Raw genomic sequence first — 23,719 nt, 5'->3', positions numbered from 1 at the left:
CCTCAAGGGGTGTTGCCATCCGGTCACAACGGAGTAGAAGTTTCCGCATGTTGCGAACGGTCGCCGCGTTGACACTCTCCGTCGTGATGGTCGCTCCTGCTCCGGCAGGCGCGGCGGAACCACCGCCCCGCGTTCCCGAACAGGTGGGCTGGGGAGGCGCCGTCTCGAGCGTCGACCCCGACGCGTCCCAGATCGGCATCGACGTGCTCCGCCGCGGTGGCAACGCCGTCGACGCCGCCGTCGCCACCGCCGCCGCGCTCGGCGTGACCGACCCGTTCAGCGCGGGCATCGGCGGCGGCGGGTTCTTCGTCCACTACGACGCCCGCACCGGTCGCGTGTCCACTTTGGACGGCCGGGAGACCGCGCCGCGTTCCGCGACCGACCAGCTCTTCGTGGAGAACGGCCAGCCGATCCCGTTCGCCGAGGCCATGACCAGCGGCAAGTCCGTCGGCGTCCCCGGCACGCCCAAGACGTGGCAGCAGGCGTTGCGCAAGTGGGGCACGCTCAACCTGCGTGAGGCCATGGCGCCCGCGGAAGCGTTGGCACGGCGCGGTTTCGTCGTCGACCAGACGTTCAACACGCAGATCACGAACAACGCCGCCCGCTTCGCCGACTTCACCTCGACCCGCGACCTCTACCTGCCCGGCGGCCAGCCGCCCGCGGTCGGCAGCACGTTCCGCAACCCGCAGCTCGCCGACACCTACCGCGAGCTCGCCCGCACCGAACTCGCGTCGCTCTACGGCGGCGCGGTCGGCCGCGACCTCGTCGACGCGGTCCGCAAGCCCCCGGTCGTGCCCGGCTCCACCCGCAACGTCCGCGCCGGCGACCTGCAGCTCTCCGACCTCACCCGCTACCAGGTCGAACGCCGCGATCCGACGCACACCCGCTACCGCGGTCTCGACGTCTACGGCATGGCGGCGCCGTCGTCCGGCGGCACGACCGTCGGCGAGGCGCTCAACATCCTCGAGTCGACCGACCTCTCGAAGGCCTCCGACGTCGAGTACCTGCACCGCTTCATCGAGTCGACCAAGCTCGCCTTCGCCGACCGCCTGCGCTGGGTCGGCGACCCGGCCTTCTCCCGCGTGCCGACCGAGGGGCTGCTGTCGCAGAAGTTCGCCGACAGCCGCGCGTGCCTGATCAAGCCCGACGCCGTGCTGCCCGCACCGCAGCCCGCCGCCGACCCGCGCGACCCGAAGGCCTGCGAGGCCACCGCCGGGACCTCGGCGCAGCGCGAGGACGCCGAACGCACCACGCATCTCACCACCGCCGACCGCTGGGGCAACGTCGTCGCCTACACCCTCACCATCGAGGCGGAGGGCGGCAGCGGCATCGTCGTGCCGAACCGCGGCTTCCTGCTCAACAACGAACTCACCGACTTCGAGTTCGTCGCCCCGAACCCGGCCGTCCCGCACCCGAACCTCCCCGGCCCCGGCAAGCGCCCGCGCTCGTCCATGGCCCCGACGATCGTCCTCGACCACGGCAAGGTCGTGCTCGCCGTCGGCTCACCGGGCGGCGCCACCATCCTCACCACGGTCACCCAGATCCTCACCGGGCGCCTGGACCGCAAGCTGTCCCTGCTCGACGCCGTCGCCGCCCCGCGCGCCTCGCAGCGCAACGCCGCCACCACCCCGGCCGAAGCGGCGTTCATCGCCGCCACGACCACCGCGGGCCTGCAGGCCATCGGACACAGGTTCAGCCAGAACGCCGAAATCGGCGCCGCCACGGCCGTCGAACGCACCAAGGACGGCCGCTGGCGCGCGGTCGCCGAGCCGACGCGCCGCGGAGGTGGTGCTGCCCGCGTGGTGAAGGTGGGCTGAGCCACCGAACCCGAGAGCGAGGAAAGGACGGGCGCCTGGCGACCGTCCTTTCCTCATTCCGTCGCCGTTTCGACCGGCGATGGAGTTCGGGTCGAACGCCGCGTTCTCGCCTGGACGAACTCGTAACGAAGCGCGACAGCGGCTCGATCCCCACTGCGGGCGGCGCAGTCGGCTCGTGAAGTGAGGCTCGCAATGGCGTGGAACATGCTCGAGATGACGGACGGCAGCAAGTACCGCGTTCTCGTCGATTTCCCCGAGCTCGTCCGGCAGGTTGACGACGCCCTGAAGGCGGGTGGCCTGATCACCCTCCCGATGGGGATCGAGAAGCCCGGGAACCCGGTCACCCTCAACCCCCGGCACATCGTCCGCGTGATCGACGGCATGCACTGAGCACCGATCCGGGAGCGGCGACGTCCGGCGGCCCTGTGAGCGGCTAGTTGTTCGTGCGGCCGTCGATGCGTTCGCGGATGAGGTCGGCGTGCCCGTTGTGCTGCGCGTACTCCTCGATCAGGTGGACGTAGAGCCAGCGCACCGACATCTCGCCCCACCGCGCGTGCACGAAGGTGTCGTCGAGATCGCGCGTGGCGGCCGCCGCGCGGGCCTGCGCCATCTCGGCGACGAGGTCGGCGTACTCGGTCTCGGCGCGGGCCGGGTCCAGGTCCTCGAAGGCGCCGTCCTGGGTGCCCGGCGCGCTGTACCGCGGCTTGACGTCCTGACCCGCCAGGCGGACGCGGAACCACATCCGCTCCACGTCGGCGAGGTGGCGGATCAGGCCCAGCAGGGTGAGGTTCGACGGCGGCGCGGAGGCCTCGGCCAGCTGCTCGCCGGTGAGCCCCGCGCAGTTCTGCAGGAAGGTGGCCCGGTGGCGGTCGAGCCACGCTTCCAGCATCGGGCGTTCCGGCCCGAGGAACGGTTCGTCGGTGATGTCGACTTCGGGTGCCGTCCAGGTCATGGACCCATGATCACTCGAACCCGCCTCCGGCACCTCACTCGGCCGGGTGTGCCGATCCTCCCGGATCGGTCGCATCAGCCTCTTGACCTGGAGGTTGTCCACCTTCCGGCCGAGTGGGGCACCCGATCTTCCTACCTCGGGCTGATGACGTCTCGATACCGCGAGACGATGTGTGCTGACCTGCGCGAACGGCACAGTGGACGCCATGACGACGACTACCGCCTCCAGCGCCCCGGTTGCCCACTTCGACCTCCACGCGCTGCTGCGTCCCGTGCTGACCGCGCTGCGCTTCACCGGCCACTTCGTCGTGGCGCTGGTGGGCGTGATCTTCCTCGGCAGCGCGTCGGAGCACTGACCGCGCTCCTCGTAGACTGGCTCCCAGTCCACACGAGGAGCACTGCGTGACCGTCCAACCCATCCGCCTGTTCGGCGACCCCGTGCTGCGCACCGCGGCCACCGAGGTCGTCGACTTCGACAAGGAACTGCGCACCCTGGTCAAGGACCTGTGGGACACGATGCAGAACGCGGGCGGAGCGGGCCTCGCCGCGCCCCAGCTCGGTGTCGGACTGCGGGTGTTCACCTACCACTGCGACGGTTTCGCCGGCCACCTCGTCAACCCGACGTGGGACGTCGTCGGCGAGGAGATGCAGGACGGCTCCGAGGGTTGCCTCTCCATCCCCGGTATGTCGTGGGACTGCAAGCGCCACCTGCACGTCGTGGCCAAGGGCTGGAACATGCACGGTGAGCCCGTCGAGGTCGAGGGCACCGAGACGCTGGCCCGCTGCATCCAGCACGAGTCGGACCACCTCGACGGCGTGATGTTCCTCGACCGTCTCGACGCCGAGACCCGCAAGAAGGCCATGCGGGAAATCCGGCAGGCCGAGTGGTTCGACGGTACGGTGCCCACCTTGAAGCAGAGCCCGCACCCACTCTTCGGCAGGTCCAGCTGACCATGCGACTCGTGTTCGCCGGTACGCCCGAGGTCGCACTGCCCTCGCTGCGCGCCTTCATCGACTCCTCCCGCCACGACGTCGTCGCCGTGGTCACCCGCCCCGACGCACCCTCCGGCCGCGGCCGCAGGCTCGAGCGCTCCCCGGTCGGCGCGCTCGCCGACGAGCACGGCATCGAGGTCCTCACGCCCGCCAAGGCGGGAGACCCCGAGTTCCTGGAGCGCCTGCGCGCGCTGGAACCCGACCTCTGCCCGGTCGTCGCCTACGGCAACCTGCTCCCGCAGCGCACCCTCGACGTCCCGAAGCACGGCTGGGTCAACCTCCACTTCTCCGTGCTGCCCGCGTGGCGCGGCGCCGCGCCGGTGCAGGCCTCCGTGCGCAACGGTGACGACATCACGGGCGCCTCGACGTTCCGCATCGTCAAGGAGCTCGACGCGGGCCCGGTGTTCGGCGTGGTGACCGAGAAGGTGCGCGAGCGCGACACCTCCGGCGACCTGCTGACCCGGCTGTCCGTCTCGGGCGCCGACCTGCTGCTGTCCACTGTGGACGGAATCGAGGACGGCACCCTGCGCGCCGTCGAGCAGCCCGCCGACGGCGTCACCTACGCCGCCAAGATCACCGTCGAGGACGCGCGCCTCGACTTCACCGCCCCCGCGACGGCCGTCGACCGCCTGGCGCGCGCCGTGACGCCGGAACCCGGCGCCTGGGCCGAGTTCCGCGGCGAGCGCCTCAAGCTCGGCCCCGTGACGCCCGTGGCCGACGTGACGCTGCCGGCGGGCGAGGTGCTCGTCGAGCGCAAGCGCGTGCTCGTCGGCACCGCGACCACCGCGGTGGCCCTCGGGGAGGTCCAGGCGCAGGGCAAGAAGCGCATGGCCGCCACCGACTGGGCGCGCGGCACGCGGATCGAAGCAGGGGAGCGCATCGCATGACGGGCGTCTGCCTGAGGCCTGCGGGCGTTGCCCACGGGCGGGGCGTGGACGCCACGCGTGGTGGTCGTCGAGGGCTGCGGTGTGACGTGGTGCGTGGGTGGCGGCGCGCGGATGTGTTGCGCGTTGTCCGAGAGTCGCAGGACGTGATCGTGGTGCGTGGTGGCCGCAAGCGTCAGGACGCGGCCGTGGCGAGCGAGTGCTGGGGCATGGACGTGCGGTGCGTCGCGCGTGAGCGGCACGACAGGAAGGCGGCGCGCGTGACCCGTGGCGCCGCAGGGGAGCCCGAGACAGTGGAGTACACCGCATGACCAACCACTCGCGAGGCGCCTCCAAGCCGTCCCGTCCGAGCAGGCCGCACCCGCCGCGCCGGCGCACCGGGCCCTCCAGGCCACCCGTGGAGGACCCGGCCCGCCTTGCCGCGCTGGAGACCCTGCGCGCCGTGCGGCAGCGTGACGCGTACGCGAACCTGGTGTTGCCGCAGATGCTCCGCGAACGTCGCATCACTGGCCGTGATGCGGCGCTGGCCACCGAACTGACCTACGGCGCGGCGCGAGCCCAAGGGCTGCTCGACGCCGTCATCGAGGCGTGCTCGGACCGGCCGCTGTCCGAAGTGGACGGCTCGGCGCTCGACGCGTTGCGGCTGGGGGCGTATCAGCTGCTGCGCACCCGGATTCCGTCCCACGCCGCGGTCGCCTCGACCGTCGACCTCGTGCGGGCCGAGCTCGGGTCCGGCATCGCCGGCTTCGTGAACGCCGTCCTGCGCCGGGTGGCGGAGCAGGACGAGGCCGCCTGGGTCGACGAGCTGGCTCCCGACCCGGACACCGATCCGATCGGCAACCTGGCCTTCACCCACGCCCACCCGCGCTGGATCGCGCAGGCGTTCGCGGAGGCCCTCGGCAGCCGCGAGGAGCCGTTGAAGCTGGCCCTCGAGGCCGACGACGCCCGCCCGGCCGTGCACCTGGTCGCACGGCCCGGCGAGGTGAGCTCCGACGAGCTCGCGGCCATCACCGGCGGTGACGTGGCGCCGTACTCGCCGTACGGCGTGCACCTGGAGGCGGGTGCGGGCGACCCGGGCGATCTCGAGCCCGTCCGGGAGCGCCTCGCCAACGTCCAGGACGAGGGCAGCCAGCTGTGTGCGTTGGCCCTGACGCGTGCGCCGCTCCTGGGCGGTGACGACGGGGGTACCGATGACCGCTGGCTGGACCTCTGCGCCGGCCCGGGCGGCAAGGCCGCCCTGCTGGCCGCACTGGTCGGCCTCGAAGGCGGCGAGCTGATCGCCGTCGAGAAGGCGCCCCACCGCGCCGAGCTCGTGCGCAAGATCACCTCCGGCCTGCCGGTCACCGTGGAGGTGGCCGACGGCCGCGAGACCGACTTCCTGGAAGGGGCGTTCGACCGCGTGCTGGTCGACGCGCCCTGCACCGGTCTCGGTGCCCTGCGCAGGCGCCCGGAGGCGCGGTGGAGGCGCCAGCCCGCCGACGTCGGCACGCTCACGAAGCTGCAGCGGGAGCTGCTCACCGAGGCGTTGCGACTGGTGCGTCCTGGCGGCGTCGTGGCTTATGTCGTGTGTTCACCTCATCTCTCGGAGACCGTGGGGGTGGTGACGGACGTCGCGCGGCGGACGGGAGCCGAACTGCTGGACACGCGGGAGTTCTTCCCGGGAGTTCCGGACCTCGGGGAAGGCCCGCACGTCCAGCTCTGGCCCCACCTGCACGGCACCGACGCGATGTTCTGCGCGGTGCTGCGACGCCCTGTGTGAGCGCTCGGGAAGGACGCTAGCGACGGGGTCTGACAGCGAAGGGCCCCGTCGGCCCGCAGAGGGCCGCAACGGCTCCGGAGTTCACTGGTTCGGGTGACGGCAGGGGGTGTGCGATGGCTGTCGTCCTGGTGACCGGCATGTCCGGCGCGGGGAAGTCGACCGCACTGGAAGCGCTGGCACAGCGGGGATATCGCACCGTGGACACCGACTACGGCGACTGGATCGACCGCACCGGCGAACCGCGGTGGCGCGAGGACCTGGTCGACGCCCTGATCGCCGGGCACGAACGGTCGGGAGAGCCGCTGTTCCTCGCCGGCACGGTGGTCAACCAGGCGGGGTTCCGCGCCAGGTTCGACGAGGTCGTGCTGCTCAGCGCACCGATCGCCACCCTCCTCGACCGCGTCGCCACCAGGACGACCAACCCGTTCGGCGGCACGGAGGAGGACCGCGAACGGATCATCGCGGACACCCGCGAGGTCGAGCCGTTGCTGCGCGCGTCGGCCACCGTCGAGATCGACACCCGCCTGCCCCCGGACGTCGTCGCGGACCGCCTGGCGGCACTCGCCGGACCTCCACCACGACCTGCCTAGGATCGTCCACATGACACGTGGGCTGCTCGGACTGGTCGCAAGCGGCTGCGGCGGCGTCGAAAGCTGGTTCCGCACCGAACTCGCGCAACCGGCCAGGGACAGGGGCTGGCAGCTCGCCATCACCTTCACGCCGGCCGTGGCCCCGTGGTTCGAGGAGGCGGGGGAGTTGGTGAAGCTCCAAGCCCTCACCGACCTCCCGATCCGCTGGGAGCCGAGGATGCCGGGCCAGCCCAAGCCCTACCGGACGCCCGACGCGTTCATCTTCGCCCCCGCCAGCGCGAATTCCGTGGCCAAGCTGGCCCTGGGCATCGGCGACAACCAGGCCCTGACCGCGCTGAACGAGGCGATGGGCGTCGAGGGCTGCAAGGTCGTCGTCCTGCCCCAGGCCAACGCGGACAAGCGCCGTCACCCGATGTGGGAGACGCACGTCACGACGCTCGCCGAGGCGGGTGTCGTGGTGGTCTCAGACGAGCCTCCCGGCAGGCTGCTCGACCTGCTGGACACCTAGACTTCACCCTTGTGGTCCACACGCCGATGATCGCCCCCAGCATCCTGTCCGCCGACTTCGCGCGCCTCGCCGACGAGCTCGCCGCGGTGCCCACGTCGGACTGGATCCACGTCGACGTCATGGACAACCACTTCGTGCCGAACCTGACGCTCGGCCTGCCGGTGGTGAAGTCGCTGCTGAAGGTGACCGACATCCCGATCGACTGCCACCTGATGATCGAGGACCCGGACCGCTGGGCCATCGGCTACGCGGAGGCGGGCGCGTACAACGTCACCGTGCACGTCGAGGCGGCGAACGACCCGGTCGCGCTGGCCAAGAACCTGAGGGCGGCGGGCAGCAAGGCCGGCCTGAGCATCAAGCCCGGCACCCCGCTGGAGCCGTACGTCGAGGTCCTCAAGCACTACGACACGCTGCTGGTGATGTCGGTGGAGCCCGGCTTCGGCGGCCAGAGCTTCATGGCGGACGTGCTGGACAAGGTCCGCCAGGCCCGCCACCTCGTCGACACCGGGCACCTCAAGCTGCTGGTGGAGATCGACGGCGGCATCAACGCCGACACGATCGAACAGGCCGCGCAGGCCGGGGTGGACTGCTTCGTCGCGGGCTCCGCCGTGTACGACGCCTCCGACCCCGGCAAGGCCGTCGAAGCGCTGCGCGCCCAGGCAGCCGGGGCGAGGTGACTCCCGAGGACGCGATGGCGCTCGCCATCGCGGAGAGCGAACGGGTGCGGGGCACCACCAGCCCCAACCCGCCGGTCGGCTGCGTGATCCTGGACGAGAACGGCGAGGCGGTCGGTTTCGGCGGCACCCAGCCCGTCGGTGGTCCGCACGCCGAGGTCATGGCTCTCAAAGAAGCGGGCACGAAAGCACAGGGCGGCACGGCCGTGGTCACCCTTGAGCCGTGCGCGCACTACGGCCGCACACCGCCGTGCGCAGAAGCGCTCGTCGAGGCGGGCATCAAGCACGTCATCCACGCCGTCAGCGACCCCAACCCGAGGGCGTCGGGCGGCGCCGAACTGCTCGAACGAGCTGGAATCACGGTCGAGAGCGGTCTCCTCGCGCAAGAAGTCAGCAGGGGCTCTCTCAGGGCGTGGCTGCACTACGCGCGCACGGGCCGTCCGCACGTCACGTGGAAGTACGCGGCCTCACTGGACGGACGCATCGCCGCGCAGGACGGCACCAGCAGGTGGATCAGCTCAGAGGTCTCCCGCGAGGAGGTCCACGCGCTGCGCGCGAAGCTCGACGCGATCGTCGTCGGCACGAACACGGTCCGGCTGGACGACCCGGCGCTGACCGCCAGGGACGCCGCAGGAATGCCGCTGGCCCGCCAGCCGTTGCCGGTGGTCGTGGGCATGAGCGACCTGCCGGTTGGAGCGAAGCTCCAGCACACCGCGCTACACCTTCGCACGCACGAACCGGACGTCGTGCTGGGCGCTCTCGCGGAGCAGGGGGTGGTCGACGTGCTGCTGGAAGGCGGTCCGACGCTCGCCGGTGCGTTCTGGCGGGCGGGCAGGGTCGACCGCGTGCTCGCCTACGTGGCGCCCGTGCTGCTCGGGGCAGGTCCCGCGGCGGTGCTGGACGCGGGCGTGTCGACCATCACGGACGCTGTCCGGTTGACCGTGGAAGAGTTCACCATGAGCGGGCCGGACTTGCGGATCAGCGCGGTTCCGCAAACTTAGGAGGAGCGGTGTTCACCGGGATCGTCGAGGAACTCGGCCACGTCGTAGCGACGGAGGACCTGCCGGACGCGGCGCGGATCCGCATCGCGGGTCCGATCGTGACCAGCGACGCCAAGCACGGCGACTCCATCGCGGTGAACGGCGTCTGCCTCACCGTCGTGGACGTCGAGGACGGCGCGTTCACCGCCGACGTGATGCGCGAGACCCTCAACCGCAGCAGCCTCGCGAAGCTCGCCGAGGGCGACCGGGTCAACCTGGAGCGCGCGGCCGCCGTCGGCCAGCGCCTCGGTGGCCACATCGTGCAGGGCCACGTCGACGGCACGGGCTCGATCCTCGCGCGGGAGAAGGCCGAGCACTGGGAGATGGTCCACATCGGACTCCCGCCCAGCCTCGCCCGCTACGTCGTGGAGAAGGGCTCCATCACGGTCGACGGGGTCTCGCTGACGGTCGTGACCGTCTCCGAGGACCAGTTCACCGTGAGCCTGATCCCGACCACCCTCGAACTCACCACGCTCGGGCACCGCCTGCCCGGCGACCTGGTGAACCTGGAGGTCGACGTGCTCGCGAAGTACGTCGAACGACTGGCGATCCCGCACCTGCGGGCCATCGCGGGCGAGGAGGCCCAGTGAGCACCGACTTCGCTGAGATCGAGCGCGCGATCAAGGACATCGCCGCCGGTCGTCCCGTGGTCGTTGTGGACGACGAGGACCGCGAGAACGAGGGCGACCTGATCTTCGCCGCCGAGAAGGCGACGCCCGAGCTGATCGCGTTCATGGTCCGCTACACGTCCGGGTACATCTGCGTGCCGCTGACCGAGGCCGACTGCGAGCGCCTCGACCTGCCGCCGATGTTCCACACGAACCAGGACGCGCGCGGCACCGCGTACACCGTGACGGTCGACGCGCGCGAGGGCGTCAGCACCGGCATCTCGGCCGCGGACCGCGCCCGCACCATCCGGTTGCTCGCCGACCCGACCGCGAAGGCCAGCGACTTCAACCGCCCCGGCCACGTGGTGCCGCTGCGCGCCAAGGCCGGTGGCGTGCTGCGTCGTCCCGGGCACACCGAGGCCGCCGTCGACCTGTCGCGCCTGGCCGGGCTCTCACCCGCCGGCGTGCTCTGCGAGATCGTGTCGCAGAAGGACGAGGGCGACATGGCCCGCCGCGACGAGCTGGAGGTCTTCGCGGCCGACCACGACCTCGCCCTGATCACGATCGCCGACCTCATCGCGTACCGCCGCCGGGTCGAGACCCAGGTCGAACGCGCCGCCGAGGCCCGCATCCCGACCGCGCACGGCGTGTTCACCGCGTTCGGCTACGACAGCCTGCTCGACGGCATCGAGCACGTCGCGATGGTCTACGGCGACATCGGCGACGGCGAGGACGTGCTGGTGCGCGTGCACTCCGAGTGCCTCACCGGTGACGTGCTCGGCTCCCTGCGCTGCGACTGCGGCCCGCAGCTCGACGCGGCGCTGGAAGCCGTTGCGGCACAGGGACGCGGCGTTGTGCTGTACATGCGCGGTCACGAGGGCCGCGGCATCGGCCTGATGCACAAGCTGCAGGCCTACCAGCTGCAGGACGAGGGCGCCGACACCGTGGACGCGAACCTCGTGCAGGGCCTGCCCGCCGACGCGCGCGACTACGGCACGGGCGCGCAGATCCTCGTGGACCTCGGCATCAAGTCCATGCGGCTGCTGACGAACAACCCGGCCAAGCGCGTCGGCCTGGAGGCCGGATACGGTCTGCGTGTGCTCGACCGGGTGCCGCTGCCGATCTCCCCGAACCCGGAGAACCTGCGGTACCTGCGCACCAAGCGCGACCGGATGGGCCACGAACTGAACCAGCTGGAGCAGTACGAGGCGGTTGTTTCCGCTACGGAGGACCAGGAATGAGCGGCGAGGGCCGTCCTGAGCAGACGAAGCTCGACGGCAAGGGCCTGAGCGTCGCCATCGCGGCGACGCGCTGGCACACCAAGATCACCGACCAGCTCGTCGAGCGCGCCCTCAAGGCCGCCGAGGACGCGGGCTGCGTCGACACGACGGTCGTGCGCGTGGCGGGAGCGATCGAGCTTCCCGTCGTGGTGCAGGAACTCGCGCGTCACCACGACGCGGTGGTCGCGCTGGGCGTGGTCATCCGCGGCGGCACCCCGCACTTCGAGTACGTGTGCGACTCGGTGACCGACGGGCTCACGCGCGTCGCGCTCGACGAGTCCACGCCCGTCGGCAACGGCGTGCTGACGACGAACACCGAGGAGCAGGCGCTGGCCCGTGCCGGCCTGCCGGACTCGGTGGAGGACAAGGGGTACGAGGCGACCGTCGCCGCGATCGACACGGCGCTGGTGCTGCGCGGCCTGCGCCAGCCCTGGACCGAGCGAGGTTTCGAATGATGACCGCGGAGCGGATCGTCCTGCGTCCCAAGAAGATCCGCCGAGTCGCGTGGGCGTGCGCGGTCGGTCTCGTCGCCGTCTTCACGGTCGTCGGCGTGCTGCTGGGCGACACCCCGACCGGCGTGATCTTCCGGACCTCCGACCAGGTCGCCATGATCTTCCTCGGCTTCCTGCTGGCGGGCGGTGTGCTGCTGCTGACCCGTCCGCGCGTCACCGCCGACGCGTCGGGCGTCGACGTGCGCAACGTCGTGACGTCACACCACTACGACTGGAACGACGTGCTGTCGGTCAGCTTCCCGGACGGCGCCGCGTGGGCCCGCCTGGAGCTCCCGGACGACGAATACGTCTCGATCATGGCGGTGCAGGCGACGGACCGCGAGTACGCCGTGTCGTCCGTGCGCGCGTTGCGTGAACTGCACAAGGCAGCGCGGATCTAGTTCCACTGACCGAGGATCGCGCCCGCGAGCGTGAGTCCGACGATGTGGTAGCCCGCCCCGATGGCCGCGAAGGTGATCGGGGCGGGCTTCGTCATGTCGTAGGCACCCGTGACGAACCGGACGGGCAACGCGATGCCGATGCCGACGACGAGCCCGAGCAGCAGGCCTTCCATGATGGTGTCGGTGTCCGACGCGCGACCGACCATCGCCGTCGTGAGAGTGATGACGAAGCACGTCAGCAGCGGGATCGCGTAGACGGCCGCGCCCGGTCTCTCCGGTGGGCTCAGGTCCTGGCCGGACGAGCGCTGGTAGGCCCTGCCGAAGGCGTACTCCGCGTACCACACCATGCCCAGCGCGAAGTACGCGATCGTGGCGACGACGACGGCCGGCCAGTTCAGGTCGCCGAGCACGCTGAGGTTCATGGGATCTCCGCAATGATCAGGGTGACTTGGCATCGCGAAGCGCACGGCCGCCGTTACGAACCCATAGACGGCGAAAGGGCCGCCCACCAATGGGTGAGCGGCCCCTCCAGCGGTCCCTGACTAGCTGCGGACCATCTTGCGCAGCACGTACTGCATGATGCCGCCGTTGCGGTAGTAGTCGGCCTCTCCGGGCGTGTCGATGCGGACGACCGCGTCGAACTCGACCTTCGCGCCGTCGGCCTTCGTGGCGGTCACGTGCACCGTCGACGGCGTGGTGCCGTTGTTCAGCTCCGTGAGGCCGGCGAAGTCGAACGTCTCGGTGCCGTCCAGCCCCAGGGACGCGGCGTTCTCGCCGGCCGGGAACTGCAGCGGCACGACGCCCATGCCGATCAGGTTCGAGCGGTGGATGCGCTCGTAGGACTCGGCGATGACGGCGCGGACGCCGAGCAGCGAGGTGCCCTTGGCGGCCCAGTCGCGCGACGAGCCGGAGCCGTACTCCTTGCCCGCCAGCACGACGAGCGGGACGCCGGCCTCCGCGTAGGCGACCGACGCGTCGTAGATCGTCGTCTGCGGGGCGTCGGCCTCCAGGAAGTTGCGGGTGAAGCCGCCCTGGACGTCGTCGAGCAGGAGGTTGCGCAGGCGGATGTTCGCGAACGTGCCGCGGATCATCACCTCGTGGTTGCCGCGGCGGGAGCCGTAGGAGTTGAAGTCCTTGCGCTCCACGCCGTGCTCGGTCAGGTACTTGCCCGCGGGCGAGTCGGCCTTGATCGAACCGGCGGGGGAGATGTGGTCCGTGGTGACCGAGTCGCCCAGCAGCGCGAGGACGCGAGCGCCCGCGATGTCGGTGACCGGCTTCGGCTCCATCTCCATGCCCTCGAAGTACGGGGGCTTGCGCACGTAGGTGGACTCGCTGTCCCACTCGAACGTGTTGCCGGTCGGCGTGGGCAGCGACTGCCAGCGCTCGTCACCGGAGAACACGTTCGTGTAGCCCTTGGTGAAGCCCTCCGCGGAGATCGAGGTCGAGATGACCTCGGCGATCTCGGCCGGCGACGGCCAGATCTCCGACAGGTAGACGGGCTTGCCCTCGGTGTCCGTGCCGAGCGGCTCGGTGGTGATGTCCTTGTCCATCGAACCGGCCAGCGCGTACGCCACGACGAGCGGCGGCGACGCGAGGTAGTTCATCTTGATGTCCGGATTGATCCGGCCCTCGAAGTTGCGGTTGCCGGACAGCACCGAGACGACCGCGAGGTCGCCTTCCTGCACGCCCGCCGAGATCTCCTCCTGCAGCGGGCCCGAGTTGCCGATGCAGGTGGTGCAGCCGTAGCCGACCAGGTGGAAGCCGAGCTTCTCCAGGTACGGCATGAGGCCGGCGCGCTCGTAGTAGTCCATGACGACCTTCGAGCCCGGCGCCAGGGTCGTCTTGACCCACGGCTTGCGCTCGAGACCGCGCTCGACGGCCTTCTTCGCGAGAAGGGCCGCGCCGAGCATCACGGACGGGTTCGAGGTGTTGGTGCACGACGTGATCGCGGCGATCGCCACGGCGCCGTGGTCCAGCTCGAACTCGTTGCCGTCGAGCGAGACCTTGACCGGGTTCGACACGCGGCCGGTCGCGCCCTCGGCGGCGGACTGGAACACCTTCGGCTTGCCCGAGCCGTTCTCGCCCTCGTGGACGGCGACCGGGTCGCTGGCCGGGAACGTCTCGTCGACGGCCTCGTCCACGCCTGACAGCTCGGGGGAGTCGGTGTGCGCGACGTAGGCGCCCAGGGCCTGGCGGAACGCCTCCTTGGCGGAGGTCAGCTCGATGCGGTCCTGCGGGCGCTTCGGGCCGGCGATGGACGGGACGACCGTCGCCAGGTCGAGCTCCAGCGTCTCCGAGTACACGGCCTCGCGGGACGGGTCGTGCCAGAGGCCCTGCTCCTTGGCGTAGGCCTCGACGAGCGCGATCTGCTCCTCGGACCGGCCGGTGAGGCGCAGGTAGTCGATGGTCTCGCCGTCGATCGGGAAGATGCCGACCGTGGAGCCGAACTCCGGCGACATGTTGCCGATGGTGGCGCGGTTGGCGAGCGGCACGGCGCCGACGCCCTCGCCGTAGAACTCGACGAACTTGCCGACGACGCCCTGCTTGCGCAGCATCTCGGTGATCGTGAGCACGAGGTCGGTCGCGGTGGCGCCGGGGGGCAGCTCACCGGAGAGCTTGAAGCCGACGACCCGCGGGATCAGCATGGAGACCGGCTGGCCGAGCATCGCGGCCTCGGCCTCGATGCCGCCGACGCCCCAGCCCAGCACGCCGATGCCGTTGACCATCGTGGTGTGCGAGTCGGTGCCGACCAGCGTGTCCGGGTACGCCTGGCCGTTGCGGACCATGACGACGCGCGCCAGGTGCTCGATGTTGACCTGATGCACGATGCCGGTGCCGGGCGGGACGACCTTGAACTCGTCGAACGCCGTCTGGCCCCAGCGCAGGAACTGGTAGCGCTCGCGGTTGCGCTCGTACTCCAGGTCGACGTTCAGCTCGAACGCGTCCGGGCGGCCGAAGACGTCGGCGATGACCGAGTGGTCGATCACGAGCTCGGCGGGGGCGAGCGGGTTCACCTTCGCGGCGTCGCCGCCGAGCTGGGTGACGGCCTCGCGCATGGTGGCGAGGTCGACGACGCAGGGGACGCCGGTGAAGTCCTGCATCACGACGCGGGCCGGCGTGAACTGGATCTCGGTGCTCGGCTCGGCGGCCGGGTCCCAGTTGGCGAGAGCGCGCACGTGGTCGGCGGTGATGTTCGCGCCGTCCTCGGTCCGCAGCAGGTTCTCCAGCAGGATCTTCAGGCTGAACGGCAGACGCTCGGCGCCCTCCACGGCGCTCAGCCGGAACACCTCGTACGAGGCGTCGCCGACGTTGAGCGTGCCGCGGGCGCCGAAGCTGTCCTTGCTAGCTGGTGCAGTCACGTGCAACTCCATCTGGTGACAGCGCGGTGGTCGGTTCGGGATGGGGAAGAGTCTTCCTCACTGGGTCGACGGCTGCCCCTCGACCCCAAACAGTACGCTTGTCCTGTAAGCCGGTTCAACCCAGGTTGCCCTAAGTCACCGTCACGACGACGGGGAACGTCGAAGCGGCAGGACGCGACGTTCAGGGTGGCTATCTTGGCGTGGTGCTCCTCGACCAGGTTTCGAAGCGGTACGGGCGTGGGCCCTGGGTGCTGCGCGACCTCACGCTGGAGGTCTCCGGCCTGACCGTGCTGACCGGCGCGAACGGCACCGGCAAGTCCACGTTGCTCAAGATCGCCGCGGGCGTGCTGAGGCCGACGTCCGGCCGCGTCGAGCGGCCTGCGTCGGTGGGCTATGTGCCGGAGCGCTTCCCATCGGACGTGAAGATGTCCGCCTCGTCGTACCTCGCGCACATGGGGCGGGTGCGGCGTGCCGGGGCGAACGACGTGCTGGAACGGCTGGGGTTCGTCGGCTCGATGACGGCGCCGATGTCGGAGCTGTCCAAGGGCAACGCGCAGAAGGTCGCGCTGGCGCAGGCCTTCCTCGCCACCGACGTGCTGGTGCTCGACGAGCCGTGGACCGGGCTCGACCCCGGGGCCGCGGAGCAGCTCGTGGCGTTGCTGGAGGGGCGGACGGCGCTGGTGTCCGACCACGAGGGACACCTCGCGTCGGCCACGCGCGTCGACCTCGCCGGTGGGCACGTGACGATCGATCTCAGCCGGGTGGCGGCCGTGGACGTGCTGGAAGCGCTGGAAGGGGTGCGGTCCGTGCAGACGCGTGGGTCGTCGGTGCGCGTGGTGGTGGCGCCGGACCGCAGCGACCAGGTGCTCGCCGAGGCGTTGCGGCTCGGGTGCTCGGTGCGGAGCGTGCGATGACCTCCCTCGTCCGGTACCTCGCGGCCGATGTCCTTCGCGGGCAACGGTATTTGGCGCCCCTGCTGGTGTTCCTCGGCGGCATGGGGATGTTGTTCTCCTCGGACGCCGGGCAGCCGCTGGAGGCGTACTCGGGCTCGTCGGCGTTGCTGTACCCGATCTCGGCCTGGGTGGCCGTGGTGGTGGCGACGTCCGAGGACGTGGTGCGGCGCGAGATCACGGTCGTGTCCGCCGGTGGGTGGTCGCGCGTCCTGACCGCCTCGGCGCTGGTCGCGGTGCTGTTCTCGCTGGTGCTGGCGGTGTTGGCGTCGGTGTGGCCGGTGGTGACGAACCCGCACCCGTACACGGCGAGCGAATTATTTGTCGGACTCGCCGCGCATACTGGGTGTGCGTTGCTCGGCGTCGGTGTGGGCCTGCTGTTCGCCCGTCCCGTTCTCGACTCCGTCGGGCGCACCGTCCTGGCGGTGTTCTCGGTGGTGGTGCTGACGTACCCGCTCGGCCGGGGCACCCCGCTCGGGTGGGTGCTCGACGCCCTGGGCCACAACAGGGTGTCGCTGTCCCTGCTGGGGGCGGTGGCGGCAGGAGCCGTGCTCGTCGCGGGCGCGGTGGTGGCCGGGGTGCGGCGGGCCTGATGCGGGTCGACGTGCTCGGGCCGCTGCGGGTCGTGGCCGCGGACGGCGCACCGGTCGAGGTGCGCGGCAAGCGCCTGCGCTGGCTGCTGATCCGGCTGGCGGTGGAACCTGGAGCCGTCGTCGCGCCGGAGCGGCTGATCGCCGACCTGTGGCCGGACGAGCCGCCGGTCGACGGTGCCGCGGCTTTGCAGTCGCTCGTGTCGCGGCTGCGGCGGGTGCTCGGTGCTGCGGTGATCTCGTCGCACGCGTCGGGCTACCGGCTGGAGGCCTCGACCGACGTCGAGGAGTTCGCGCGCACCCGCGACGCGGCCCTGTGGCGCGGGGCGGCGTTCGAGGACGCGCCCTTCGCGGTGGACGAGGCCGTGCGGCTGGCGTTGCTGCGCGACGACCTGGCGGGGCTGGAGGCGCTGGCGGCCGCGCACCCGTTGCGCGAGGACGTCCAGGCCCGGCTGATGCTGGCGCTCAACGCCGCCGGACGGCGGTCGGACGCGCTGGCGGTGTTCGCGCGCGTGCGTTCGGCCCTGGCCGACGAGCTGGGCGTGGACCCCGGTGAGGCGCTGGCGGCCGCCCACCTGGCGGTGCTGCGCGACCGCGTCGCGCGTGGCAACCTGCCGGCCGCGGTCGGGTCGTTCGTCGGGCGTGACGGCGACCTGGCGGTGCTGGCGGAGCTGGTGCGGGACAACCGGTTGGTGACGCTGACCGGCTTCGGAGGCGTGGGCAAGACACGTCTCGCGCTGACGCACGCCTCGACCCTGCCGCAGGCGTGGTTCGTCGAGCTGGACTCGGCGGCCGACCCGCTCGCGGCGCTGGACACCGCCCTGGGACCCAACCCGTTGGCGGCGCCCGTGTTCTCCCGCCTCGGGGCGTCGCTGGTGGTGCTCGACAACTGCGAGCACGTGGTGGACGCGGCCGCCGCGTTGTGCGTCCGGCTGCTGGCCGAGGCGCCGGACGCGCGCGTGCTGGCGACGTCACGTGAGCCGCTGGGGATCCCCGGCGAGGTCGTGCACGCGGTGGCGCCGCTCGACCTCGACCACGCCGTGCGGTTGTTCTCGGCGCGCGTCGGATCGGTGTTCGACGCCGACGTCGTGCGGCGGGTTTGTGCTGCCCTGGACGGGATCCCGCTGGCGCTGGAGCTCGCGGCGGCACGGGCGCGCTCGTTGTCGGCGGCGCAGCTGGAGTCGCGTGTGGACAGTCGGCTGCGCCTGCTGGACCGCGGCGCGCGGACCGGGCCGGTGCGGCACCGCACGTTGCGGGCGGTGATCGACTGGAGCTGGGAGCTGCTCGACGACGCCGAGCGCGCGCTGCTGGCGCGGCTGGCGGTGTTCGTGGGCGGGGCGACCGCCGAGGCGGTGCACGAGGTGTGCGGTGCCGGAGACCTGTGGGACACCGAGGACCTGCTGGCCGCGCTCGTCGAGAAGTCCCTCGTCGTGCGCGCGGGCGAGCGGTACCGGTTGCTGGAGACCGTGCGCGAGTACGCGTTGGAGCAGAACGCCGCCGACCCCGCGCGGCATGCCGCCTACTACGTGGCACTGGCGGAGCGGCACGAGCCGTTGCTGAGAGGGGCGGGGCAGCTGGAGGCGTTGAAGGTCTTCGACGTCGAGCGCGCCAACCTGGACGCGGCGATGGCGTGGGCGGTGCGCGACGACCTCGGCACGGCACGGCGGATGATGGCGGCCCGGGCCTGGCACTGGCTGGTGATGACCAAGCGGTTCGAGGAGATCCACCGCTGGGCGCTGCAGATCCCCGGCGACCCGCTGTCGGAGGCGGTGGCCGCGTTCGGCACGGCGGACGTCATCACCGCGTCGCGGCGGTTGTGGGAGGAGGACCTGCCGACGGCCGTGTGCGCGTTGATGCTCACCACCGGTCACGTGTGGGGTGACGCCGACCTGGGGGAGCGGCTCGAGGCGCTGGCCGAGCGGATGGAGCGGTCGCCCGACGGGTGGACGCGGGCGTTCTCGGCGCTGGTGCGCGGGCTGGTGGCCGGGGAGTTCAGCGACGGCGCGGCACCGCGGGCCGAGGCGCAGTACCGGCTCGCGCTCGACGGGTTCCGGGCCGCGGGTGACCGGTGGGCCGTCGTGTTCTGCCTGTCGTGCCTGGTCATGGTGCTGATCAACCGCGGCGCGTTCGCCGAGGGGTTCCAGGCGGTGTCGGAGGCGCGGCAGGTCGCGGCGGAGCTGGGCGAGCCCGAGTCGATGCTCGTGCCGATGTCGGTGCTGGTGCAGGCGGCGCGGCTGAAGATCCGGACCGGCGACCTCGCCGGGGCCAGGGACGATCTCGCGCGGGTGCCGTGGTCGCCGTCCGACCTGGACCGGGGGCGGATCGCGCAGGCGCACGGCGAGATCGCCTACTGGAGCGGTGACTTCGAGGACGCCGTGCGGCTCTACCGGCAGGCGCTCGACGCCACGGCGGACTCGCAGGCGAGCCAGTTCCGGGCGAACGTCCACGCGGGGCTCGGGCTGGCGCTCACGCGGCTCGGTCACCTCGACGCGGCGGGGGAGGAGCACGGGAAGGCCCGCGAGGCCATCAGCAGGAGCGCGGACGGGCCTGCCCGCGCGACGGTGCTCGAGTGGTATGCGGACTGGCTGCTCGCCCAGGGCGATCCCGGCAGCGCGGGCAACGCCCTGGACGAGGCGGAACGGCTACGCGGCGGTCCGAGCGGCGACCCGGCGGTGGTGCAGCTGCGTCACCGGGTTCGCGCCGAAGTAGGCGTCGATCGCTGACCGGCCGATCGCGGCGACGTACCCGTCCGGGCGCACGAGCACCGGGCCGTCCGGGAGGTCCAGCGTCACGAAGTCGGGTCCGCGCAGCAGGTCGAAGATCCGGCCCTGCTCGGTGACACCGTCCGGCATCCGGTCGCCCGCCTGCAGCCCCTCGCCCTCGGTGGTCCGGTACGACAGCGACAGCTGCAGGGTCTCGTCGTCGCGCTTCTGGAACGGGTTGCCGGACATCATGAGCTCGGTCGTCATGCCGAGCAGCCACTGGGCGACGGGCTTGCGCTCGGACTCGTAGGTGTCGAGCAGCGTCTCCATGCCGAGCTTCCACCCCAGGTTGTAGGCGTCCTGGATGCCGGTGTTCATGCCCTGCGCGCCGGCGGGGGAGTGCACGTGCGCGGCGTCGCCCGCGAGGAACACCCTGCCGACGCGGAACCTGTCCACCATCCGGATGTTGGTGCGGTACAACGACGTCCACGTCGCGTCGTGCACGACAACGTCGTCCAGGCCGGTGCGTTCGCGGACGATCTCCCGGTACAGCGCGAGCGACGGCTCGCCGTCACCGCTCGCCTGGAACTGGAAGAGGTCGGTGTCCGGCAACGGGCACAGGGCGAGCCACCGGTCGGCACGGCCGCCCCACTGGTGCCAGTGGTCGCGGTCCAGGCCGGAGATCCGCAGGTCGCCCACGAGCATCCGCATGTCCTCGTGCGTCTCCCCGATGAACGGGACACCGAGTTGCTTGCGCACGAACGACTTCCCGCCGTCGCACCCGACGAGATACCGGGCGCGCACGGTCTCCGTGCCGACGACGGCCGTCACGCCCGACTCGTCCTGTGTGAACGAGGTCAGCGGCATCCCGTACTCGACGGGCTGGGGCAGCGCGTCCCGCAGGACCTGCTCGACCCGGAACTGGGCGATGAGCAGGGTGGCCGCGTACGGGCGTTCCTCGGTGGGGTGGCGGCCCTCGTGCACGTTCCACTCGCGCAGCACCTCGCGGCCGTTGTAGGCGCGCATCGTCATGTGGAACCGGCCGGCCGCCAGCACGGGCTCGATCACGCCCAGGTCGTGGAAGACCTCCATGCTGCGCGGCTGCAGGCCCTTGCCGCGGGAGCCCGCGAACGGCGCGGGCGCGGCGTCGACGACGCGGAACGGGACGCCGCGGCGGGCGAGGTCGAGGGCGAGGGTGAGTCCGGTCGGGCCGGCGCCGATGATCAGAACCTGTGTGTCCATGACGGCAACACTCGGCCCACGAACTGCCACGGCCCTGTCACCGCGCTGTTGCGGGTGACAGGGCCGTGACGGACCTGCGGGAACTTACTTCTTGAGGAGCTCGATCAGCGCGTCGACGTCCTTCGGCTCGAAGCCGCGGAACAGCGAGAGCGCGAGCTCGTAGTAGGAGCGGACCGGGCTGACGTACCACTTGCCGTCGACCTCGGTGGACACCACGCCGACACCGGTCTTCATGACCGACGACGCCACCCGGCCGATGATCTCGATCGCCTCGGTGGGGATGTTCTTGCCGCCCTGCTGCTTGACCAGTTGCGTGATCTCGTCGGCGCACAGCTTCTGGTTGCCCTGGCCGGGCACCTCGGCCGAGTAGCAGTCACCCTCGCGGGTGATCGTCACGGTCTCGCCCTCGGCGGTGATCGAGAGCTTCTTGACCGTGACCTGCTTGCCGCCGGCGACGTCCTTGACGTCGGTCTCCAGCGCGTTCAGCTTGGCGCCGGTCGGCTTGGTCGTGCCGGCCTCCTTCACCAGCAGCGGGCCGAGGTCCTGCAGCACGCCGGCCTCGTCGGGCGGCAGCAGCGCGATGACCTTCTCCAGGTCGGCGTCGAGCGCGGCGTTCACCATCTGCTTCGCCGCGTCCTCGGCCGAGCTCGCGCCCTGCGCCGGGATGCCCTGCGACGGCCACTTCTGCTTCTCCTCCTCCAGGACCGCGTTGGCGATCGTGTAGAAGGCGCTCGGGTACCACTTGTCGCCGACCTTGATCGACGCGATGCCGATCGGCGTGCCGCGCTTCTTCACCTCGGCGGTGATGTCGACGGTCTCGGACTTCGAGGTCGTGGTCTTGAACTCGGTGCCGAGCGCGTCCACGAGCTTGTCGGTCAGCGGGATCTTCGACGCGTCCGAGGTGATCGTGATCTTGCCCTCGACCAGCTTGTTGATGGTGAGGTGGTCGTTGATCTTCTCGGCGGCGGCCTCGTCGAACTTGATGTTCTCGCTCTTGAACTCGACGCCGGTCAGCTTGTTCGGGTCGGCGTCGGGCTTGAGGATCTCGAGGCGCTTCATCTCCTTCGTCATCGACTCCATGTAGTCCTTCGACAACGCGGCCTCCGCCGGTGCCAAGGACGCCATGATGCCGACGACGTCACCACTGCCGAGCTGCTCGATGAGGTTCTTGGCCGCGACCTGCGGCGTGTCCTGACCCGCGTTCGCCGCCGGGTCGGACTTCTGCAGGGCGAAGAACGTGACACCGCCACCGATCAGCAGCAGCACCGCGACGACGGCCGTGACGACCAGACCGGTGCGCTTCTTCTTCGGCGGCTCGCCGCCCATCGGCGCGTAGCCGTACGGCTGCTGCTCGAAGCCCTGCTGCGGGAAACCCTGCTGGGGAAAGCCCTGCGGGCCCGTCTGCGGGAAACCCTGCTGCGGGAAGCCCTGCGGTCCGGTCTGCGGGTATCCGCCCTGCTGGAGGTAGCCGCCCTGCTGGGGCTGCTGCGGGTAGCCACCCGGCTGCTGCGGCTGCTGCGGGTAGCCGCCCTGCTGGGGCTGCTGCCCGTACGGGTTGTTCTGCGGCTGCCACTGGCCACCGCCACCACCTGGGTAGCTCACGGGTTCCCTCCTGAGGTTCTCACTGCGCTGCGCCTGGTAGAGGTGAGCACCGTGATCGCCCCCACGATCGTCAGTACGGCACCGGCAAGTGTCGTGGCCGGTCCAGCTGTGCTGATTCCGACCAATGAATCCTTGCTATCCCCTTGGACTGTGGCTAGTAGGGCCACGGTTCCACTGATCGTGCCAAAGAGGAGGCCGATGCATGAGGCGAACCGTGGAAAACGGACCACGTAGAGAGCAATCGCCACCATGGCCAGCGGCGTTAGCCCCACCCAGACGGACGTGACGACGGTCCCCGCCACCCCGTCCAACCCGGCGAAACCACGCAGGGAGAGCACTTCGTAACTGTCCCTCGTGGTCGATCCGGACTTCAGCCAGGGCAGGAAGGTCCCGGCGATGGTGGTGACCAAGCCCACTGCCGCGATCGCGGCTCCCACAGCGCTGCGCACCCGGATAGTGTGAACCGATGGCCTCCCAGGCGTGCACAGCGGCACGCGCGCTGGTCGCGTCCGCCCACCGGATCACGGTGCTGACCGGCGCCGGGGTCTCCACGGACTCGGGCATCCCGGACTACCGCGACCCCGACGGGCCGTGGACGCGGGACGCGGACGCCGGACGCGGCTCGTCGCTGGAGGTCTACGCCTCCGATCCCGTGGCGCGCAGGCTTTCCTGGCATACGAAACTGACCAGTCCCGTGTGGACCGCCCAGCCGAACGCCGCGCACAGGGCGCTGGTGGAACTGGAACGGTCCGGGCGGTTGCGCACCGTGATCACGCAGAACATCGACGGCCTGCACCAGAAGGCGGGCTCCGACCCGCACCGCGTGCTGGAGGTCCACGGCACGCTGCACACGACCGTGTGCCTCGGCTGCGGCGCCACCGGCCCGATGAGGGACGCGCTCAAGCGCGTGGCCGAGGGCGAGGAGGACCCGGACTGCCTGCGCTGCCGGGGGATCCTCAAGTCCGCCACGATCTCGTTCGGGCAGCACCTCGACGCCGAGGTGCTGCGCCGCGCCCGCCTCGCCGCCCTGGACTGCGACGTGCTGCTGGTGGCGGGAACGTCGCTGTCGGTGCAGCCCGCCGCGGGCCTCGTGCCGCTGGCCGCCCGAGCGGGTGCCGAGGTCATCATCTGCAACGCCGAACCGACGCCGTACGACGACGTGGCGGCCGTTGTGCTGCACGAACCCGTCGGTGACGTGCTCCCCGACCTCAGCTCCGTTCCTCCATCCGGGGGAGGGACGTTCTCGTCCTGGGGAGATCCGAGCACCTGGTCGTAGTG

General features: G+C 71.0%; 25 protein-coding genes. 19 read left to right on the top strand and 6 right to left on the bottom strand.

The window, feature by feature from the left end; all coding sequences use genetic code 11:
- Positions 1 to 47: 47 nt before the first annotated feature.
- Together ggt and ND450_RS17590 are read left to right on the top strand one after the other, a co-directional pair.
- The gene (gene ggt / locus ND450_RS17595; RefSeq protein ID WP_253327179.1) at positions 48 to 1,817 is read left to right on the top strand and encodes a gamma-glutamyltransferase; all 1,770 of its coding nucleotides are present in this window, start codon (positions 48 to 50) and stop codon (positions 1,815 to 1,817) included.
- A gap of 180 nt (positions 1,818 to 1,997) precedes the next feature.
- Positions 1,998 to 2,207 (top strand): hypothetical protein, encoded by a 210-nt coding sequence (locus tag ND450_RS17590; RefSeq protein WP_253327178.1) that lies wholly within the window; start codon positions 1,998 to 2,000, stop codon positions 2,205 to 2,207.
- A gap of 43 nt (positions 2,208 to 2,250) precedes the next feature.
- Here the strand turns inward: ND450_RS17590 and ND450_RS17585 are convergent, their stop codons facing one another.
- Positions 2,251 to 2,769, bottom strand: a complete 519-nt coding sequence (locus tag ND450_RS17585) for a DinB family protein (RefSeq protein WP_253327177.1) — start codon at positions 2,767 to 2,769, stop codon at positions 2,251 to 2,253.
- Between the two features lie 205 nt (positions 2,770 to 2,974).
- Between ND450_RS17585 and ND450_RS17580 the strand changes: the two genes are divergently transcribed.
- The 13 genes from ND450_RS17580 (at position 2,975) to ND450_RS17520 (ending at position 11,996) form a co-directional block, all read left to right on the top strand.
- Positions 2,975 to 3,124, top strand: coding sequence for a hypothetical protein (locus ND450_RS17580; RefSeq protein WP_177229637.1), 150 nt, complete (start codon positions 2,975 to 2,977; stop codon positions 3,122 to 3,124).
- Positions 3,125 to 3,170: 46 nt separating this feature from the next.
- A complete protein-coding gene (gene def / locus ND450_RS17575; RefSeq protein ID WP_089912292.1) occupies positions 3,171 to 3,719 on the top strand; it encodes a peptide deformylase in 549 nt (182 codons plus the stop codon).
- A 2-nt stretch (positions 3,720 to 3,721) separates the two neighbouring features.
- On the top strand, positions 3,722 to 4,648 hold the full coding sequence (gene fmt, locus ND450_RS17570) for a methionyl-tRNA formyltransferase (protein WP_253327176.1): 927 nt from the start codon (positions 3,722 to 3,724) through the stop codon (positions 4,646 to 4,648).
- Between the two features lie 143 nt (positions 4,649 to 4,791).
- Positions 4,792 to 4,956 carry a hypothetical protein gene (locus ND450_RS17565; RefSeq protein WP_253327175.1) on the top strand — a complete coding sequence of 55 codons (165 nt, stop codon included), beginning with the start codon at positions 4,792 to 4,794 and terminating at the stop codon, positions 4,954 to 4,956.
- Positions 4,953 to 6,404, top strand: a complete 1,452-nt coding sequence (locus tag ND450_RS17560; RefSeq protein ID WP_089912283.1) for an RsmB/NOP family class I SAM-dependent RNA methyltransferase — start codon at positions 4,953 to 4,955, stop codon at positions 6,402 to 6,404. The genes ND450_RS17565 and ND450_RS17560 overlap by 4 nt, the downstream gene beginning before the upstream one ends.
- Positions 6,405 to 6,517: 113 nt before the next feature.
- Positions 6,518 to 6,994, top strand: coding sequence for a shikimate kinase (locus ND450_RS17555; RefSeq protein ID WP_253327174.1), 477 nt, complete (start codon positions 6,518 to 6,520; stop codon positions 6,992 to 6,994).
- 10 nt (positions 6,995 to 7,004) lie between these two features.
- A complete protein-coding gene (locus ND450_RS17550) occupies positions 7,005 to 7,502 on the top strand; it encodes a flavoprotein (protein ID WP_253327173.1) in 498 nt (165 codons plus the stop codon).
- Between the two features lie 26 nt (positions 7,503 to 7,528).
- Positions 7,529 to 8,179: a ribulose-phosphate 3-epimerase gene (gene rpe / locus ND450_RS17545; RefSeq protein WP_253327943.1), complete on the top strand. Its 651-nt coding sequence runs from the start codon at positions 7,529 to 7,531 to the stop codon at positions 8,177 to 8,179.
- A 14-nt stretch (positions 8,180 to 8,193) separates the two neighbouring features.
- Positions 8,194 to 9,177 carry a bifunctional diaminohydroxyphosphoribosylaminopyrimidine deaminase/5-amino-6-(5-phosphoribosylamino)uracil reductase RibD gene (gene ribD / locus ND450_RS17540; RefSeq protein ID WP_253327942.1) on the top strand — a complete coding sequence of 328 codons (984 nt, stop codon included), beginning with the start codon at positions 8,194 to 8,196 and terminating at the stop codon, positions 9,175 to 9,177.
- A gap of 8 nt (positions 9,178 to 9,185) precedes the next feature.
- Positions 9,186 to 9,806 carry a riboflavin synthase gene (locus ND450_RS17535; protein ID WP_253327172.1) on the top strand — a complete coding sequence of 207 codons (621 nt, stop codon included), beginning with the start codon at positions 9,186 to 9,188 and terminating at the stop codon, positions 9,804 to 9,806.
- A complete protein-coding gene (locus tag ND450_RS17530; protein WP_253327171.1) occupies positions 9,803 to 11,065 on the top strand; it encodes a bifunctional 3,4-dihydroxy-2-butanone-4-phosphate synthase/GTP cyclohydrolase II in 1,263 nt (420 codons plus the stop codon). Before ND450_RS17535 ends, ND450_RS17530 begins: the two co-directional genes overlap by 4 nt.
- Entirely contained in the window at positions 11,062 to 11,559 is a 498-nt protein-coding gene (ribH, locus tag ND450_RS17525; RefSeq protein ID WP_089912266.1) for a 6,7-dimethyl-8-ribityllumazine synthase, read from the top strand. Before ND450_RS17530 ends, ribH begins: the two co-directional genes overlap by 4 nt.
- On the top strand, positions 11,556 to 11,996 hold the full coding sequence (locus ND450_RS17520) for a PH domain-containing protein (protein WP_371927725.1): 441 nt from the start codon (positions 11,556 to 11,558) through the stop codon (positions 11,994 to 11,996). Before ribH ends, ND450_RS17520 begins: the two co-directional genes overlap by 4 nt.
- Here the strand turns inward: ND450_RS17520 and ND450_RS17515 are convergent.
- Together ND450_RS17515 and ND450_RS17510 are read right to left on the bottom strand one after the other, a co-directional pair.
- The gene (locus ND450_RS17515; protein WP_253327170.1) at positions 11,993 to 12,418 is read right to left on the bottom strand and encodes a DUF1761 domain-containing protein; all 426 of its coding nucleotides are present in this window, start codon (positions 12,416 to 12,418) and stop codon (positions 11,993 to 11,995) included. The genes ND450_RS17520 and ND450_RS17515 overlap by 4 nt on opposite strands.
- 120 nt (positions 12,419 to 12,538) lie before the next feature.
- On the bottom strand, positions 12,539 to 15,355 hold the full coding sequence (locus ND450_RS17510; RefSeq protein WP_305885223.1) for an aconitate hydratase: 2,817 nt from the start codon (positions 15,353 to 15,355) through the stop codon (positions 12,539 to 12,541).
- Positions 15,356 to 15,558: 203 nt separating this feature from the next.
- Between ND450_RS17510 and ND450_RS17505 the strand changes: the two genes are divergently transcribed.
- From ND450_RS17505 to ND450_RS17495, 3 genes are read left to right on the top strand one after another with little or no spacing between them, the layout of a single operon-like run.
- Positions 15,559 to 16,269: an ATP-binding cassette domain-containing protein gene (locus ND450_RS17505; protein ID WP_253327168.1), complete on the top strand. Its 711-nt coding sequence runs from the start codon at positions 15,559 to 15,561 to the stop codon at positions 16,267 to 16,269.
- A complete protein-coding gene (locus ND450_RS17500; RefSeq protein WP_253327167.1) occupies positions 16,266 to 16,898 on the top strand; it encodes a hypothetical protein in 633 nt (210 codons plus the stop codon). Before ND450_RS17505 ends, ND450_RS17500 begins: the two co-directional genes overlap by 4 nt.
- Positions 16,898 to 19,618, top strand: a complete 2,721-nt coding sequence (locus tag ND450_RS17495) for a BTAD domain-containing putative transcriptional regulator (protein WP_253327166.1) — start codon at positions 16,898 to 16,900, stop codon at positions 19,616 to 19,618. The genes ND450_RS17500 and ND450_RS17495 overlap by 1 nt, the downstream gene beginning before the upstream one ends.
- Here ND450_RS17495 and ND450_RS17490 read toward each other — a convergent pair.
- The 3 genes from ND450_RS17490 to ND450_RS17480 all read right to left on the bottom strand — a co-directional run bounded on the left by ND450_RS17490 (position 19,538) and on the right by ND450_RS17480 (position 22,890).
- On the bottom strand, positions 19,538 to 20,839 hold the full coding sequence (locus tag ND450_RS17490) for an FAD-dependent monooxygenase (RefSeq protein ID WP_253327165.1): 1,302 nt from the start codon (positions 20,837 to 20,839) through the stop codon (positions 19,538 to 19,540). The two genes, ND450_RS17495 and ND450_RS17490, sit on opposite strands and share 81 nt — an antisense overlap.
- A gap of 84 nt (positions 20,840 to 20,923) precedes the next feature.
- Positions 20,924 to 22,441 carry a proline-rich domain-containing protein gene (locus ND450_RS17485; RefSeq protein ID WP_253327164.1) on the bottom strand — a complete coding sequence of 506 codons (1,518 nt, stop codon included), beginning with the start codon at positions 22,439 to 22,441 and terminating at the stop codon, positions 20,924 to 20,926.
- Positions 22,438 to 22,890: a hypothetical protein gene (locus ND450_RS17480; protein ID WP_253327163.1), complete on the bottom strand. Its 453-nt coding sequence runs from the start codon at positions 22,888 to 22,890 to the stop codon at positions 22,438 to 22,440. Before ND450_RS17480 ends, ND450_RS17485 begins: the two co-directional genes overlap by 4 nt.
- A gap of 17 nt (positions 22,891 to 22,907) precedes the next feature.
- Here ND450_RS17480 and ND450_RS17475 point away from each other — a divergent pair, with 17 nt between their 5' ends.
- Positions 22,908 to 23,717, top strand: a complete 810-nt coding sequence (locus tag ND450_RS17475) for a Sir2 family NAD-dependent protein deacetylase (RefSeq protein WP_253327162.1) — start codon at positions 22,908 to 22,910, stop codon at positions 23,715 to 23,717.
- Positions 23,718 to 23,719: the final 2 nt, after the last annotated feature.

The organism is Lentzea sp. HUAS12 (assembly GCF_024125735.1).
Classification (GTDB): Bacteria; Actinomycetota; Actinomycetes; order Mycobacteriales; family Pseudonocardiaceae; genus Lentzea; species Lentzea albida.
The sequence above is the reverse complement of the archived record's forward strand: the minus strand, read 5'-3'. Positions and strand labels throughout refer to the sequence as shown.